Here is a 17,077-nt window from a genome sequence, read left to right on the forward strand (position 1 = left end):
CCTGTCTAATATTTCTCTAACTTTTTTATAATCACCTAATCTAAAAAACAACCCTAAAGCTAGAAACAGTGTATCTCTCAATACAAATTGCTGATAGATTAATAATTCACCATCATCTACCAATAACCTTTGTACAATTTTCGGTAACAATTTCCATCCTGGATTACAGTATATGTCATCATCGTGTATCATTATTATTAAAAGTAATTTAATCAACAAAAGATCATTTAAGGTATATGTATTCTTCTTTTTTAGTTGATCAAGATAATCCTCCAATAAATGATTCCCAAGTTCAATCAATTCACTCTCATTAACATCGGATATAGTGGTTAAGATATCAACAATCAATTGCTCCTCTTCAGGCAAATCTTCATAATAATTCTCATATATGATTTCGAAACGTTTTTCCTCTTCATAAATCTTTCTTTTATCTGAATACGTCGTATTTCTTAATAATTGGTATTTTAAGTCTAAATATTCTTTTGGTAATTCTGTATAGTCTGGCATCAATGAAAATAAATTCATGTCTAGTCGTTCAGCTAAAAAATTTATCTTAGTTAATGTTGGTCTCGACAAGCCTGACTCTATTCGAGTTAATTGACGTACAGTCAACTCGCTCTCATCCTGACACAACTCTTCTTTGGTCATTCCTTTTTGTTTTCTATATTTTTTCACAAGAGTTGCAAATTTTCGAAGATCTTCTACCATAGTTATCGTCCTTCCTGAATATATTATACCCAATAACAAATTTGCTTACAACAATATCGATGTTCTATGAAATTTAATCAAAAAAGTTCTACTTTTAAGTAGAACTTTCTATTCTTTTTCAATACAAAATTGATCTTGTGATGTATTGACCAGGATATCTGCTTCACCTTCCATCGGTTGGTAATACTGATGGTATTGTTCTCGTCTGATTTGGTGAGTTCGATAGATGAAGTCTATTTCTCGATTTCGTTGGGCGACATCTCTGCTTAATCGTCTTTCTAGCTCCGTATGATCATCTGTGTAAAAACAAATGGTTTGATCAAACAAAGACTTGGGTAAAAAAGCTACTGACATCCCTTCTACGATGAGAATGGGCTTGTTGCCAGATAATATGTGGCTTGGAGACCACGGCTGATCAATCGTTCGTATATCCATTCCTGCTTGAAGGGCTCGAATATCTCGTTCTAGACTAGCCAATTCGTGAGCACTTGACAAACATGCGGTTACTTTTTGGTCCGGTAATTCTTTTGGCACAACCAATCCTCTTGGGCTTCCAATAATATAGGGATCCGTCTCTAAAAGGTTAACTTTTGTGGGGTCCAATCGCTCACAGAGCGCTTTTGTAAAGGTTGTTTTTCCTGAACCACCATGACCATAGATCCCAAGGGTCTGCAATTCTTTTGTCTGGATCTTTTTTACCAAGGAGTCTAATAGTCTTTCACGATCCATCCTAGAAATTCCGTCCTGATTTGTTATAGCCATATTTTTCGACGAAATGCTCACGGAATTCTAAGAGATTGTCATCCATGATGGCTTGACGGACCTGCTTCATGAGGTTGATCAAGAAGTACAGGTTGTGGTAGCTTGTCAAGCGAATGCCGAAGGTCTCATCTGCCTTGAGGAGGTGGCGAAGGTAAGCTCGGGTATAGTTCTTACAAGTGTAGCAATCACATTCGGGATCTAGCGGTGTAAAGTCTTCTGCAAATTGCGCATTTTTCACTACTAGGCGTCCTTGGCTAGTCATACAGGTACCATTTCGTGCAATCCGCGTCGGCAAGACACAGTCAAACATATCCACTCCACGAATAACGCCATCGATCAGACTGTCTGGAGCTCCTACTCCCATGAGATAGCGTGGCTTGTTCTCTGGTAAGAGCGGTGTTGTGAAATCAAGCACGGCATTCATCTCTTCATGGCTTTCCCCAACAGCTAAGCCACCGATGGAATAGCCTGGAAAGTCCATGCTGACCAGATCTTGAGCAGATTGACGGCGCAAGTCTTCAAATCCAGCCCCTTGGACAATCCCGAAAAGACCTTGATCATGAGGGCGACGGTGAGCCTTAAGCCCACGTTCTGCCCAACGACTGGTCCGTTCGATCGATTTTTTCACATAATCATAGGGTTGATAGAACTGAGGACATTCATCAAAGGACATCATGATGTCACTCCCTAGATTGTTTTGGATGGAGATGGCTTTTTCTGGAGAGAGGAACATCTTCGAGCCGTTGAGGTGGTTTTTAAAAGTTACCCCTTCTTCAGTAATGTTGCGGGTATCCGCTAATGAATAGACCTGGAAGCCTCCACTATCTGTCAAAATCGGCTGGTCCCAGTTCATGAACTGGTGCAGTCCTCCTGCTTTTGCAACTAGATCATCCCCGGGACGAAGCCAGAGATGGTAGGTGTTAGCCAAAATAATTCCGGAACCCATTTCCTTGAGTTCTTCTGGCGATTGGGTCTTAACGGTTGCCTGAGTCCCTACAGGCATAAACATTGGGGTCGGGAAGGTCCCGTGAGGGGTGATAATTTCTCCCAGACGAGCACCTGTATGCTTTTCTTTTTTGATTAATCGATATTGAATCGGTGAATCTGTCATGGTTACCTCCGTACTGGGAAAAACAGTCCCAGCCTTCTTATTCCTGTCACAGTTTTCCTGTGAGCACCTGTACGATTGTACCAAATTTTACCGGCTCTGTCACGGACTTATGTTATAATAAAAAGTACTACTATGAAGAGAGTATCATCTATGAACCTTAAACTGATTCGCCTCCGGGCACGTACCATGCAAGTCCAGCAACCGGGCTTAGCTATCCTTTTTGCTCTTCCGGTCCTATTGACCATTCTTGCTAACTTTCTCTTAAGTGGGCAAGATCTGGTCGATCTACTACCGGACATGACCTTGCAGCAAGCAAGTATTTACATGATCCAGCGACAGCTCTTTCCTTCCGTCGTCTCCTTTGTCATCTCCATTTTAGTGGTCGGTGCGACTTTTAGCTATTTAGATACGATTAATCCCAAGATTGAACACCGAACACGCGTCTTAGATATCTTTAAACAAGATCGCTTTACCTTTGTATTTGCCACCTTGATTTTGAAGCAAGCCGTCCTCTTTTTATGGGGACTCATCCTCTATGTGGGGAGTCTCATCAGCACCTACGCCAGCATTCGATTTTTAGCGATTTACGACAAGGTGAGCAACCCTAGCACTTTGAGTGCTTCCAGTCCTGAATTTCAATCTCTCATGCAACAAATGCCTCTGATGACTGCTGGTGTCGCACTCGGCCTGATCGGCCTCCTCTTTTACCTGCCACAATACTACAGTCTCAGCTTGGTCGAATTGATCCTCTATGAGCAATTACGAGACGGCGACTACAAGGGAGCCTTTGGAGTCCTTCGCCAAAGTCGTGAAACCATGAAAGGGTTCCGCAGCAATCGCTTGGTGCTCGATCTAACCTTGATTGGTTGGTACTTCTTGAATTACTTCACGCGCGATGTCATCGGCTTTTATACCATGCCTTACTTTATCAACTGCCAAATTGCCTTTTATGATCAAATCAAGCAGATTAAACAAGGGCCGCGCCATTTTACAGGCCATCCAAGCCATGAAACTGAATAAGAGTAAGAAGAAAACCCCAGCTTGCTGGGGTTTTCTTCTATTCAATTGTTTATCATTTATAAACCGTATAGGGAGTCCCCGAGGATCAGTCGGGTGTGTTCCCGTTTGATACAGCGGTTCATGACGATATCTTCTCGTCCAGCTCCACGAAGAATCTCTTCTGCTTCTTGATTTTCCAGCTCCAATTGTGCCCAAAAAATCTTCGCGTCTGTCTCGATGAAGTCACGTGCCACATCTGGTAAAAACTCACTGCGTCGGTATACATCGACGATATCTACTGGGAAAGGAATCTCCTGCAAGCTAGCATACACCGTTTCTCCAAGAATCTGGCCACCAGCTGCACGAGGGTTGACAGGAATAATCCGATAGCCCCGCTCTTGCATCTCTTTGCTGACACGATGACTGGTTGTGTCTTCACGATCAGATAATCCAACTACAGCGATGATCTTGCTCGTTTCTAGGTAATGTTTGATAATGCCATCACTAGGATTGCGAAATGAATAAGCCATAAGAATCTCCTTTTGTATGCGTTTCCTTTCTTTAAATAGTATAACAATACGGAAGGCATTGCAAGTGTTTGTCATTAAAAGCGGTAGGAAACTGAAAAGTCTCCTACCGCTTTCTGTTTTGAACAAACTCAATTTTATTTGGCTTCATACCATGTCTTGCCTTCGTTTTCATCGGCTTCCAGTGGTACTGCAAGTTCGATAGCGGATTCCATGGTCTCTTTGACGAGTTCTTTGATCGCTGCCAGTTCATCACTTGGCACTTGCAGAACGATTTCATCGTGCACTTGAAGAAGCATCTTGGTCTTGTATGCTCCTCTTTCTAGCGCTTGGTCCAAGTGGATCATGGCAATTTTCAAGATGTCTGCTGCAGATCCTTGGATCGGTGAGTTAATAGCTGTCCGCTCCGCAAAGCCTCGAACATTGAAGTTGCGAGAATTGATATCTGGAATCTCCCGACGACGCTTGAAGAGGGTCTCCACATAGCCTTTATCACGCGCTTCCCGTACCACTCTCTCCATATAGTCCTTGATGCCAGGGTAGCGTTCGAAGTAGGTCTCAATGTAAGCCTTGGCTTCTTTTCGACTGATCCCTAGGTTGTTAGACAGTCCAAAGTCGGAAATTCCATAAACCACACCGAAGTTTACTGCTTTTGCATTGCGACGGTCGTTCGGCGTCACATCTTCTGGTTTTGCAATATTGAAAACGCGCATAGCAGTCGATGTATGGATATCTGCCCCATGTTTAAAGGCGTCAATCAAATGCTCATCTCCCGAAATATGGGCCAAGACGCGCAGTTCGATTTGTGAATAGTCCGAACTCAGCAAGACACTGTTTTCCTCTTCTGGGACAAAGGCTTTACGAATGAGACGACCTTGTTCCAAACGGACAGGAATGTTTTGCAGGTTGGGATCCACACTGGACAAACGGCCTGTCTGCGTCAAATCCTGTACATAGCGGGTATGGATCTTCCCATCTTCCAAAATCCAATCTTGAAGACCGATGACATAGGTCGACTGGATCTTAGCAATTTGGCGGTATTCAAGAATCTTAGACACGATCGGTGCGATAGGAGCTAGGCGTTCCAAGACATCAACGGCTGTGGAATAGCCGGTTTTGGTCTTCTTCGTATATTCAAGAGGGAGTTCCAATTTTTCAAAGAGGATGACGCCCAATTGTTTTGGAGAATTGATGTTAAACTCTTCGCCCGCCAGCTCGTAAATTTCTTGGGTCAAGCGCTCCAAGACCACTTCGTTTTCCACCTGCATGTCTTCTAGGGTCTGACGCTCTACCTTGATCCCCGCGATTTCCATCTTGGCCAAAACGGCTGCTAGCGGTTGCTCCATATCATAGAGCAAATCTAGTTGGTCATGGGCCTGCAACTGCTCTACCATGGGCTCTTCCGTGTCTAGTAAAACAGCGACTTTCCGTGCCAAATGCTCTAATAGGACCGCCTTTTCTGGGATAGCTTTTTTGGCTCCCTTGCCATAAACGACTTCGTCCAGCGGCAGCGCAATCTGACTATAGAGACTCGCAATGGTTGAAATCTCATTGTCCTCTACGGTCGACAAGAGATACTTGGCCAATCGACTGTCAAACGCGGGATTTTGAAGGGTAATGCCCAAGTGGCTGAGCAAGACCTTGGCCCGCTTGAAGTCATAGACCTTGAGGGGCGTTTTTTCGAGAAATTCTTTGAAAATCGGTGTTTGTAAAAGACCAGTATCTGTACTCGCGTAGAGTTGACCTTTGGTCCCCCATGCGAAACCAATGATGGGTTCCGTATGGTAATTGTCCCCAAACATCTCAAAATGGAAGAAACTATCTTCCGTGAGCATATCTGAAGTGACTTGCTCGACTTCTGTATAGTCAATAGCTACAGGAGCTGCTTCTTCTCCACTGAGATCCAAGGCCTGACGGAGTTGCTTGAAGCCCATCTCCTCATAAAACTTGGCAAGATTTTCTAGATGAGGGCCCGTATAGTTGATATCGTCCAGGCCAATCTCAATGGGTGCATTGGTATCAATGGTCGCAAGAGTCTTAGACAGATAGGCCTGCTCCTTGTCGTTGATGAGGTTTTCCTTCATCTTAGAAGCCTTCATCTCGTCAATATGCTCGTAAATACCATCGAGAGAGCCGTACTCTAGGAGTAGTTTGATCCCTGTCTTTTCTCCGATCTTAGTGACACCTGGGATATTATCCGATTTATCTCCCATCAAGGCCTTGAGGTCGATAAATTGCTCTGGTGTCAGTCCCATCTTCTCTTTCAGATAGGCTGGAGTGAATTCTTCAAACTCCGCTACCCCTTTTTTTGAGATTTCAACCACCGTGTTGTCATCTGTCAGCTGGATCAAATCTTTATCCCCAGAAACGATAGTCACATCAAAAGGAACAGAAGTTGATTCTGCCAACTTGTCTAGCGTTCCAATAATATCATCTGCTTCATACTGGGCCAGCTCATAGTGGCGAATTCCCAAATGATCCAGTTGCTCACGAATGAAAGGAAACTGCTCGCGGAACTCATCTGGTGTTTTTGCACGGCCCCCTTTGTAGTCGGCATACATCTCCGTCCGAAAAGTGGTCTTTCCTGCATCGAAAGCAACAAGAACATGGGTCGGTTGGATGCGCTCCAAGAGATGGCTCAACATAAGGTTAAAGCCATAGACCGCATTGGTATGCAGACCATTGGCATTTTTGAAGCGATCGATTTGATTATAAAGTGCGAAAAAGGCACGAAATGCGACGGAAGACCCGTCGATGAGTAGTAATGTATTCTTTTTTTCCATAGGCCTATTATACCACGAATCACAAGGTCTCTGGTACATAAAAACTCTACCCTTTCGGGGTAGAGCCTTCTTTAGGAGTTTCTTATGAAAAATGAAAAGAAGTGTTTATTCGCCGTAACAAGAACCTTGTTGTGGCAATTTCTTAAAGCGTTTTGGATAATTGACTGAGATTTTCATTTTCTGTACCTCATTTCTTATTGGATGAGTACAGTATACAAGAGAAAACTAAACCATTCCTTATAGAAAGCTTCAAGAAAACTAAAAACTGAGACGTAAAATACGCGGTTGTTTTTGGCTACAAGCTGGTAATTGAAGATGGAGGCCTGCCTCATCTTGACTCCAAGAAAGGAGCTGGCTTTCTCCAAGGAGCTCTACCTTTTGAATGCGCGCATGAAGGATTCTCGGTTGCTTGAGATCATAGGCGAGAGACGGTAAGGTCAGCTCTTCTATCCTTCCACTTGGCTCCAGCTGGATAGCATAAAGAAAACCATCACGCATGGTATAGCGGAAATCTTGGCTGGTATAGAGTGGCGCTTGCCCATCTGAGAAGGAACCTTCCTGGGCCTCGGTCGGTCCGTCCGATGACACCCGCCAAGGCCGACTCTGATAAATGGCTTCTCCATTTACCGCCAGCCAGTCCCCGATCTTTGTGAGGATGTCTCGGTCTTGCTCAGGGATCGTGCCATCTGCCTTGGGTCCAATATTAAGCAGAAGATTGCCATTTTTGGCCACAACATCAACTAAATTTTGTAGCAATTCCTTACTGGTCTTGTAGGCTAGATCCTGGGTATAGCACCAAGAATTACGGGCGATCGCGGTATCCATTTGCCACGGAAAGGCTTGCGTCTCTCCGTATCCTCCCCGCTCCATCTCGACGATTCCTGAACCGAAAGGGAGGGCGTCCTGTTTGTAACAAACAGCCACCTTGCGATCCTCTTGTGCTGCTAGATTGTAATAATAAGCCAAAAAGCGCATCAAGTAGGGACGGAAGCTCTCATGCTGGATCCACCAGTCAAAATAAAGGAGCTCTGGCTGGTAGTCCCGCACCAGTTCACAGGTTCGCAACAGCCAATCTTCCAAGAATTCTTTACTTGGATAAGGCTTGGAAGTCAGATCAAAATGATCCTTGGGCTCTGGCTCGGCTGGCCAATAAAGGCTGTCTCTTGGGACTTCTTGCGGAATGTCACTAGTGAATTCCTTGCCATGTGAAAAGAAAAACTGGTGTTCTGCCCGGTGAGAGGACGTACAGAAGTGCAGGCCACGTTTTTCTGCCTCCTTCCTCAGCTCTCCTAAGACATCTCGTCTCGGCCCCATTTCTAAGCTATTATATGGCGAGAGAGTAGAGGCATACATCTGAAAACCATCGTGGTGCTCCGCAACTGGAAAAAGATACTGGGCTCCCGCTTTTTGAAAGAGATCCAGCCAAGATGCCGGATCAAAGCGATCGGCTGTAAAAAGAGGAATGAAATCTTTGTAACCAAAGCTAGCCTGGTCTCCAAAATGCTCTCGATGATAGTCATAGCAAAGATTCCCTTGGATATACATATTTCGCGAATACCATTCCGAACCAAAGGCAGGTACACTGTAGACGCCCCAGTGGATAAACATTCCAAATTTGGCATCCCGATACCAATCTGGACAGACTTGATGGCTAAGAGAGTCCCAGGTGGGTTCAAAAGGACCTGACTGGACAACTTGATCAATCTCTTCAAGGCTTATCATTCTCTTCTCCTCTTTTCTTGTTACTACCTCTATTGTAACGAGAAAGCCTCGTTTGTAAAGACCAACGAGGGGAATGTTTAAAATAGTAGACAAAGAGCTTGATCTAGGAGAATCAAGCTGATGATAAATGGAATGAACCTTTTAGGCCTTCACTGCTTGAGAAATAAAACGAGCAATGGCGTCTGTCTCCCCTTGGTGGAGAGCCTTAACGATTTTGGACCCCACAATAACCCCATCTGAGACCTTGTTGAAACGGTGAACATCCTCCATGCTTGAAACTCCAAAACCTGTTAAAACAGGAATGGACGCTATTTCGTGTAATTGGGCCAAGTGGTGGTCCAAATCGTCTCGATAGCTACCAGCTTTCCCCGTCACTCCATTAACTGCTACAGCATAGATAAAACCTTCTGCATCTTGGATCAATTTCTTCTGACGCTCGATTCCTGTGGTTAGACTCACCAGTGGCACCAAGGCGATGTCTTTATCCGCTAACAGGGGCTCTACCAGATCCGCATGCTCATGAGGAAGATCTGGGATAATCACTCCTTTGACCGCTGTTCCTTCTACATCTCTAAAAAAGCTTTCTAGACCATATTGGAACAAGGGATTGAAATAGGTCATGATGACCAAAGGAACAGTTGTTTCCAGACGCTGGATCGTTTGCACCAGACCTTCTGTCGTCGTCCCATGGGCTAAACTTCGTAGTCCTGCCTCTTCAATCACAGGGCCATCTGCCACTGGATCTGAAAAAGGAATCCCAACTTCAATGGCTGAGACACCAAGATCTTCCAAGAATTGGATGGTTTCCTGCAAACCTGCTAAGCCTTTTTCATGATCTCCTGCCATGATATACGGAACAAAGATCCCTTGCTGCTGGTCTTTCAGCTTTTGTAAATGCTCTGTTAAGGTCTTTCCCATCTTACTCTCCCCTCTCTTGTTCTAGGCGGTCTTTGACTTGTACCACATCTTTGTCCCCACGACCTGACAAACAAACGATCATGGATTTTTCAGGTCCCATCTCCTTAGCCAATTTCACCGCATAGGCGATAGCATGGCTCGATTCCAGGGCCGGAATAATTCCTTCTACTTTTGAAAGCAATTGAAAAGCTTCTAGGGCTTCTTGGTCTGTCACAGGCACATAGGTTGCCCGCTTGATTTCATGGAAATAAGAATGCTCTGGCCCAATTCCTGGATAATCGAGGCCTGCTGAAATCGAGAAGGCTTCTAAAATCTGTCCATGCGCATCCTGTAAAACATCCATCAAGGCGCCGTGAAGGACTCCTGGACGTCCCTTGGTCAAGGTTGCTGCATGCTGGTCTGTATCTACTCCAAGTCCAGCAGCTTCCGCCCCATACATGGCGACAGACGCATCCTCAACAAAAGGATAAAAGAGCCCAATAGCGTTCGACCCGCCTCCTACACAGGCTAGGACGGCATCTGGCAGAGCACCGTCATTTTGCTCTGCAAATTGGCGTTTGGCTTCTCGACCGATGACACTTTGAAAATCACGGACAATTTCTGGGAATGGATGAGGTCCTAGAGCAGAACCCATGATATAGTGGGTATCCTCCACATTTGCTACCCAGGCTCTAAGGGCAGCATTGACCGCATCCTTGAGGACACGTGACCCATCTGTTACTGATTGAACCTTGGCGCCCAACAATTCCATCCGAAAGACATTGAGGGCTTGGCGTTTGACATCTTCTTCCCCCATGTAGATGGTACATTCCATATCAAATAAAGCGGCAGCCGTTGCTGTTGCAACACCGTGCTGTCCGGCCCCTGTTTCTGCGATGATCTTCTTTTTGCCCATCCGATGTGCCAATAAAACCTGTCCTAGGGCATTATTAATTTTATGAGCCCCTGTGTGGTTGAGGTCTTCTCTTTTAAGAAAGATCTTGGCTCCACCGACATACTTGGTAAGATTTTTAGCATAATAGAGCGGTGTTTCCCGACCGACATATTGTTTCAGAAGCTGATCCAATTCTGCTTGAAAAGAAGGATCTGCTTGACTTTCTCTGTAGGCTTCTTCTAATTCTAAAACTGCTGTCATCAAGGTTTCAGGGACAAATCGTCCCCCGAACCGCCCGTAAAATCCGTTTTGATCTGGTTGTTTATATGCCATACTTGACCCTTTCTATAAATCGTTTTATCTTTTCTTGATCTTTTTTCCCATTTGTCTCGACCCCACTGGATACATCCACCGCATAAGGATGAAAGAAGCGAATGGCATCTGCTACATTGTCTTCCGTCAAGCCCCCTGCAATAAAGAAGGGCTTTGTGAAGTTTTGGGTTTCGAGTTCTTGCCAGTCAAAGGTCTGCCCACTTCCTGCTACAGGAGCATCAAAGAGCAGATAATCGGCACTGGTCTCAGAAAGAGCTGTATCTTTCCCCACTTGAACAGCGCGAATCGTTTGTTGGGGAAACTCTTGCAAGATGGTTTCATCCATCGGTCCATGCACTTGTATCAGGTCCAAGCCCACAACTTGGCAAGCCTTCTCCACTTCTTCTCTTTGTGGTGATACAAAAACACCGACTTTTTGAACCCCCTTTGGAATCCCTGTAGCCAACTCCCGGGCTTGCTCCAGCGTGACTTGCCGTTTGCTTGGTGCAAAGACAAAACCAATGTAGTCCGCACCAGCTTCAACAGCTGTCTGGACAGCTTCTGGAGTGGACAATCCGCAAATTTTAACCTTTGTCAATCTGCAACTCCTTTACTTTTTCAGCCACATTGTCTGCCTTCATGAGGGCTGTCCCAACGAGAATGCCATTAAAATAAGGAGCCAGCATACGCGCATCTGCTGCTGTGAAAATAGCAGACTCAGAGATGTAAACCGGTTCTTGTTCAAAGCTTGTCGCCAATTCAAGGCTAGTACGGAGATCTGTCTCAAAGGTCACCAAGTTGCGGTTATTGACCCCGATGATCTGAGCACCAATCCGGTGAGCAACCTCTAGTTCTGTCAGATTATGGGTCTCCACCAAGACCTCCAGGCCAAGATGGGTCGCAAACTCATAGAGTTCTTTCAGACGAGCCTCTGATAAGGCTGCAACTATCAACAAGATCACGGTCGCCCCTGCATTTCGCGCCCGAATCACTTGTTTTTCATCCACAATAAAATCTTTATTTAGGGTGGGGATACGCACCTGACTAGATATTTCCCGGAGATACTCGATACTGCCCTTGAAAAACACTTCATCGGTCAAGACAGAAATCATCACGGCCCCATTTTCTTCGTAAGTCTTAGCCTGCGCGACGATATCCACATCGACATGAATATCTCCCAGACTCGGGCTAGCCTTTTTCACTTCCGCAATGACCTGAAGCTTTTCTGGATGACTCTTTAGGTAATCATACAAGCGGTAGGTCTCGCGCAAAGGTTGGAGCTCCTCTTCCTTCATCGCAGCCACTTCCCGCGCCTTTTCCTTTAGAATCTTTGGCAAGAATTCTTGACTCATTTTTGATACTCCTGTAATAATCTCAATTTCTCAAGGGCAGCCCCACTAGCAATCACTTCACGTGCCAAGGCAATCCCCTCCTTGATAGAATCTACTTTGCCGTTGGCATAAAAACCAAGGCCAGCATTCAAGACAGTCACCTCTAAGAAGGGACTCGCTTCATTCTTCAAGACGCTGAGCAAAATTTCCGCATTGCGTTTGGCGTCTCCACCTCGTACTTGATCAATTTCAATGCACTCCATTCCTATATCTTCTGGTTGAAAACTGGATAAGGTAACCTGTCCATCTTCCAGAATAGCGAGCTGGGTTTTCCCATCAAGGCCTGCCTCGTCTAAACCTTGTGGACCACTCACCACCACTGCGCGTTTCCGACCCAAATTCTTTAGAATCTCCGCCGTACTTTCCAGCATATCTGGACGACTGGTTCCCAATAGCTGGGTTTCTAGAGGAATCGGATTGATAAGAGGACCGGTTAAGTTCATCACCGTTGGAACCCCTAGCGCCAAGCGAGCGGGCATAATATAGCGCATGCCAGGGTGCAGATTTTTGGCGAACAGAAAGACAATGCCCGCCTTTTCAAACACTCGTCCCAAATCTTCTGGACCCAAATCAAGGTTAATCCCTAGAGCTTCTAGCACATCCGCAGAACCAGATTTAGAAGAGATCGAACGATTTCCGTGTTTCGCCATCTTGATGCCACCACCAGCAAGAACGAAGGCAGCTGTTGTTGAAATATTGAAACTATAAGAACGATCACCCCCAGTTCCACAATTGTCCATCGCTCCTTGAACTTCTGTAGGAATAGCGACGGCATAGGCCTGCATCACTTTTGCAATAGCGGTCCGCTCTTCAACCGTTTCTCCCTTCATTTTGAGACCTAGAAGAAGGGCCGTCACCTGTGCTTCTGAAGTACGACCAGCAACGACTTCCTCCATGGCCGCTTCTAACTCTGCACTGGTTAGATCCATTCCTTCCGCTACTTTTGCAAGCACTTGTTTCATCTTCCGCTCCTTGACTAGTTTGACAAAATTTTCGATGGTCTTGATCCCATCTGGCGTTCCGATACTTTCTGGATGGTATTGAAAACCATAAATCGGTAAGCTGCGGTGTTGAATTCCCATAATCGCTTGATCATCCGTCGTCCGAGAGGTAATGACAAAATCCTCTGGCATGTCTTCAATCGTCAGCGAATGGTAGCGCATGACTGGGACTTCTTTTGCGACACCCGCGTATAGCGGAGAAGGAGCTTCTAGCTGGATCTGGCTTTGTTTGCCATGCATGACCTGTGGCGCCAATCCCAAGCGCCCTCCAAAAACTTCCGCAATCGCTTGATGTCCCAAGCAAATCCCCAAGATTGGTTTGATCCCTGTGAAATCTCGGATCATCTCCTCCATCTTGCCCGCATCCTTTGGCCAACCTGGACCTGGAGAAAAGACCAAGGCATCTGCTTCTTGGGCAACTTGGTACAAGTCCGGATCATCATTTCGAAGCACCTGGACCTCATCAAATTTTCCGATATACTGTGCTAAATTATAGGTAAATGAATCGTAATTATCGACTAATAAAATCATCCTTCTTCTCCAATCCTTGTCATCGATTTTGCCTTATTGACGGTTTCTTGGTATTCATTTTCAGCGATCGAATCATAAACGATTCCTGCTCCAGCCTGCACATAAGCCTTCTTATTTTTGAGGATCATGGTTCGAATCGCAATAGCAAAATCGAGATCCCCCGTCACAGAGAGATAGCCAATAGCCCCCGCATAGACGCCTCGTTTCTCTTTTTCTGCCTCATAGATTCGCTTCATGGCTCGAATCTTGGGAGCACCCGAAACGGTACCAGCTGGAAGAGTTGCCTTCAGAGCCTCAATAGAGGCTAGTCCAGGAAGTAATTGACCCTTGACCACACTCGTCAAGTGCATCACATAACGGAAGAACTCCACTTCCATATATTTGGTCACTTCAACCGACCCATTTTGAGCAATACGCCCAATATCGTTTCGCCCTAGATCCACCAACATCCGGTGCTCTGCGACTTCTTTTGGATCCCCTGCCAACTCAACTGCCAATTGCCGATCACTTTCTTCATCGAGCCCTCTGGGACGCGTGCCCGCAATGGGATTGGTTGTCACCACTCGGTCCTTGACCGACACCAGACTTTCTGGACTAGCACCGATAATTTGGTACTCCCCAAAATCATAAAAGTAGAGATAATTCGAAGGGTTGGTCACGCGCAAATTGCGGTAATAATCTAGTGGTTTTCCTGAAAAATCAGCTGAAAAACGTTGACTAAGCACGCATTGGAACATATCTCCTTTTCGAATATAGTCCCGCGCTAGAGCCACCATTTCCTCAAACTCTTTTTGCTCCAAATGATTGTGGAAATGAAGCGCATGCAAATCCTTGTCCCGAAACTCTTCTTTTGCAGGTCTTGCCAACTGTGCTAATACTTGCTCCAAGCTCGACGCTTGCTCTGCTTCACTCCGTCCACTATAAAGGTTCTCTTCCACCACATAGACCTTTTCCTTTTTGTGATCAAAAATCACATAGCTCTCATATAAGAAAAAGTGGAGATCTGGTGTGCCGATCGTATCTTCCGGAATGGAACCAATGTTCTCATAGAGGCCAATCAAGTCATAGCCGACAAATCCAATCGCCCCACCGTTAAAAGGAAGCTCTTCGGAAGTTTTCGTTTTGACCGTGATGCGATTCAAAAAGTCCAAAGGATCCTCTTCAACAATTTGATCATTGTAATAGAGGACACCATTTTCAAACTTGACTTCACTGACCGGCCGATAGGCTACAATTGAAAAACGCGCATTCTCTTTTTCACGAGGGATCGACTCCAAGATCATTTTATGGGGCGCATCCAAACGCATATAAGCCAAAATTGGACTCAACACATCAGCAGATAAAACTTTTTTCATATCAGAAACCTCTCTTTTAGAACTCTTTTATTCTAATGAATTCAACCGCACCCTACTTCGCTTGCTAAGGCGATTAAGGTTATCCCATCGCTCTGTTTGCGCTTTGGGATCAATGTGCCTAAGCTCGCTTCGCTTGCTAAGGCACATAGAAAAGCCCTCACACAAAAACTGTGTGAGGGCGTAGTGTCCGCGGTGCCACCTCTTTTATAGGGAAAAATAGCTGGTCTTTCCCTACATCTCTATCTCCTCTATCAAGGAGTTGCACGGTAAGGGGTGCCAACCGAATTCACATGGGTTAGAATTCATTAATCATAACAGTCCAATTTTCATCAGTCGCTATTGCTTGTTCACAATTCCCACAAGCTCCCTGAAAATAGCTGACTCATTACTTTTCTGTTGCTACCATTATAACCCTTTTTCTTAGAAAGTCAATAAAATTTTTAGTCTTTTTTTATACTTTTTTCTACACTAATTTAATAAAATCAGCTCAAAGAGCCCTAGTGGCTCGTCCTTTTTATCCCAACAATAGGATACTCAACAAAGCCAAAATTGCAGGACCACCTTGGGTCAAGATAATCTTTTTATTGGCTGTCATCGCACCGTAGGCCGCAGTTCCAATAATAAAAAGCACAAAAATCGTAACAACTTCACTATTTTTAGAGACAAACAATCCATACAAGAGGAACACCCCAATCAAGGCATTGTATATCCCTTGATTCTTAAATAAAGAGGTCACAGATGGGCGAGCGAGTTCTTCTTTATCCATGTTGAAAACCCGACTTGTGGTATCAGATGTGGTTCTGATGCTCTCCAAATAAAAAATATACAAATGCTCCAGTGCAGCAAGACTTGCTAAAATAATCGTCAGTAATGACATCGTAGATTCTCCTTTTTATTCAACTGTTATTTGTTCAATGCCAGATACTAATTTGTCCAGCAGGTAAGAAAATTGCTCTTGTTCTTGAGCAGTCAAAATCCGACTCATCTGTTCTTTCACCGCCACATGATAGCAAGGGGGATGTTTGACCAAACGATTATAGGCCGTATCCGTCAAATGAATTAAGATTTCCCGCTGGTTTTTTGGATTTCGACTCCGATGGACAAATCCTTCCTTTTCTAATATTTTGAAATGCCGGGTTAAAGCCGCTGGATCAATCCGCAAGCGCTCCTGAACCGCGATCTGATTACAAGGTGCTTGTTCTAATAAATCCTGCAAAATTTGATAACGTGTTAAGCTAATCCCTAGGCGCTTTTCAAAAAGTTGCGTAGTTGATTGATCTGCCAAGCGTAGTTGGTAGAGCAAATCATTCATTTCTGCCATATTCCTTCTCCTTATTATTTTTGATAAATCAATAATTGACTAATCAATTATAAAATATTTCATATCCTCTTGCAAGGAAAAGAGCTTGCACTGTTTTTTCGCACAAAAAAAAGCCGCCTGATTTGGCGACTCTTAGGGAGATTATTATGAAAAAGAAAAGTTTTAGGATTTTTCTAAACAAAGTTAGGAGGTCTTTGTTTATGCTTCTATTATAGCGGACATTTCTTAAAGAAAGCTTACGACTTTATTTCAAAATGAAAACAAATTCTTTACAGATTCTTTTCAGCGTTTAAAATACCTGGAATATCTAGTAAGGTGTTCATCTGATGATTGCCTTGATAGTCAGACGTCAAGAAATTGATACTCTGAATCTGGCTATTTCTTGCAAAGTCAATATCCAGGCTCCGATCCCCAATATAGTAGGTATTTTCTGGTTCCAACCCGTACTTCTCCATCAGATACATGGCAGCTTCTGGATCAGGCTTGCGGGCAAAACCACTTTGACTGGTCAAAATCTCTGTAAAAAAAGATTCCAAGCCCAAGTCCCGCAGGATGACAAAGGCATTTTCTCCCTTATGGGTATAGACAAACTGCTCAATTCCAGCTTCTTGTCCCCAGGATAGGACATCACGCGCCCCATCCATCAGAAGGACCTGGGCATTTTTCTCCGCTAGACTTTCAGCTCGGCGATGATTCAAGTCGGACACATCCAGTTGATACTCCTCCGCCACCGCTACTAAAAGATCTTGAACCGAATGCTTC

The 17,077-nt window shown here is 44.7% G+C and carries 16 protein-coding genes and 1 pseudogene; 1 reads left to right on the plus strand and 16 read right to left on the minus strand.

The window, feature by feature from the left end:
• The 3 genes from PAN06_RS08660 to tgt form a co-directional block, all read right to left on the minus strand.
• The coding region (locus PAN06_RS08660) for a helix-turn-helix domain-containing protein (protein ID WP_269796081.1) at positions 1-708 on the minus strand (708 nt) is incomplete at its 3' end.
• Between the two features lie 108 nt (positions 709-816).
• A complete protein-coding gene (locus PAN06_RS08665) occupies positions 817-1,437 on the minus strand; it encodes a phosphoribulokinase (RefSeq protein WP_269796082.1) in 621 nt (206 codons plus the stop codon).
• 1 nt (position 1,438) lies between these two features.
• Complete coding sequence (gene tgt, locus PAN06_RS08670; protein ID WP_003010858.1) at positions 1,439-2,581, minus strand: tRNA guanosine(34) transglycosylase Tgt; 1,143 nt, start codon at positions 2,579-2,581, stop codon at positions 1,439-1,441.
• A gap of 132 nt (positions 2,582-2,713) precedes the next feature.
• On the opposite strand from tgt, the gene PAN06_RS08675 reads away from it, so the two are divergent.
• The gene (locus PAN06_RS08675; protein ID WP_269796083.1) at positions 2,714-3,601 is read left to right on the plus strand and encodes a DUF975 family protein; all 888 of its coding nucleotides are present in this window, start codon (positions 2,714-2,716) and stop codon (positions 3,599-3,601) included.
• A gap of 56 nt (positions 3,602-3,657) precedes the next feature.
• Here PAN06_RS08675 and PAN06_RS08680 read toward each other — a convergent pair whose 3' ends face one another.
• The 13 genes and pseudogenes from PAN06_RS08680 to PAN06_RS08740 all read right to left on the minus strand — a co-directional run.
• Positions 3,658-4,110 (minus strand): CoA-binding protein, encoded by a 453-nt coding sequence (locus PAN06_RS08680; RefSeq protein WP_021154247.1) that lies wholly within the window; start codon positions 4,108-4,110, stop codon positions 3,658-3,660.
• 134 nt (positions 4,111-4,244) lie between these two features.
• Positions 4,245-6,890 carry a DNA polymerase I gene (gene polA, locus PAN06_RS08685; RefSeq protein ID WP_269796084.1) on the minus strand — a complete coding sequence of 882 codons (2,646 nt, stop codon included), beginning with the start codon at positions 6,888-6,890 and terminating at the stop codon, positions 4,245-4,247.
• 258 nt (positions 6,891-7,148) lie between these two features.
• Positions 7,149-8,612 (minus strand): alpha-L-fucosidase, encoded by a 1,464-nt coding sequence (locus tag PAN06_RS08690; protein WP_269796085.1) that lies wholly within the window; start codon positions 8,610-8,612, stop codon positions 7,149-7,151.
• A 141-nt stretch (positions 8,613-8,753) separates the two neighbouring features.
• A complete protein-coding gene (gene trpA / locus PAN06_RS08695; protein WP_269796086.1) occupies positions 8,754-9,530 on the minus strand; it encodes a tryptophan synthase subunit alpha in 777 nt (258 codons plus the stop codon).
• 1 nt (position 9,531) lies between these two features.
• Positions 9,532-10,737, minus strand: a complete 1,206-nt coding sequence (gene trpB, locus PAN06_RS08700; protein WP_269796087.1) for a tryptophan synthase subunit beta — start codon at positions 10,735-10,737, stop codon at positions 9,532-9,534.
• Entirely contained in the window at positions 10,727-11,314 is a 588-nt protein-coding gene (locus PAN06_RS08705) for a phosphoribosylanthranilate isomerase (RefSeq protein ID WP_269796088.1), read from the minus strand. Before PAN06_RS08705 ends, trpB begins: the two co-directional genes overlap by 11 nt.
• Positions 11,301-12,068: an indole-3-glycerol phosphate synthase TrpC gene (trpC, locus tag PAN06_RS08710; RefSeq protein ID WP_269796089.1), complete on the minus strand. Its 768-nt coding sequence runs from the start codon at positions 12,066-12,068 to the stop codon at positions 11,301-11,303. Before trpC ends, PAN06_RS08705 begins: the two co-directional genes overlap by 14 nt.
• Positions 12,065-13,069, minus strand: coding sequence for an anthranilate phosphoribosyltransferase (gene trpD / locus PAN06_RS08715; protein WP_269796094.1), 1,005 nt, complete (start codon positions 13,067-13,069; stop codon positions 12,065-12,067). The genes trpC and trpD overlap by 4 nt, the downstream gene beginning before the upstream one ends.
• A gap of 9 nt (positions 13,070-13,078) precedes the next feature.
• Positions 13,079-13,639, minus strand: a pseudogene (locus PAN06_RS08720) (aminodeoxychorismate/anthranilate synthase component II); the annotation flags it as partial.
• Entirely contained in the window at positions 13,636-14,994 is a 1,359-nt protein-coding gene (trpE, locus tag PAN06_RS08725; RefSeq protein WP_269796090.1) for an anthranilate synthase component I, read from the minus strand. The pseudogene PAN06_RS08720 and the gene trpE, both read right to left, overlap by 4 nt.
• Before the next feature lie 514 nt (positions 14,995-15,508).
• The gene (locus PAN06_RS08730) at positions 15,509-15,871 is read right to left on the minus strand and encodes a DUF1304 domain-containing protein (RefSeq protein ID WP_269796091.1); all 363 of its coding nucleotides are present in this window, start codon (positions 15,869-15,871) and stop codon (positions 15,509-15,511) included.
• A gap of 15 nt (positions 15,872-15,886) precedes the next feature.
• Positions 15,887-16,315, minus strand: a complete 429-nt coding sequence (locus PAN06_RS08735) for a MarR family transcriptional regulator (RefSeq protein ID WP_269796092.1) — start codon at positions 16,313-16,315, stop codon at positions 15,887-15,889.
• A 269-nt stretch (positions 16,316-16,584) separates the two neighbouring features.
• Positions 16,585-17,077 (minus strand): HAD-IA family hydrolase (locus PAN06_RS08740; RefSeq protein WP_269796093.1); only part of this gene is annotated, 493 nt, incomplete at its 5' end.

The organism is Streptococcus sp. SM3, from assembly GCF_027497875.1.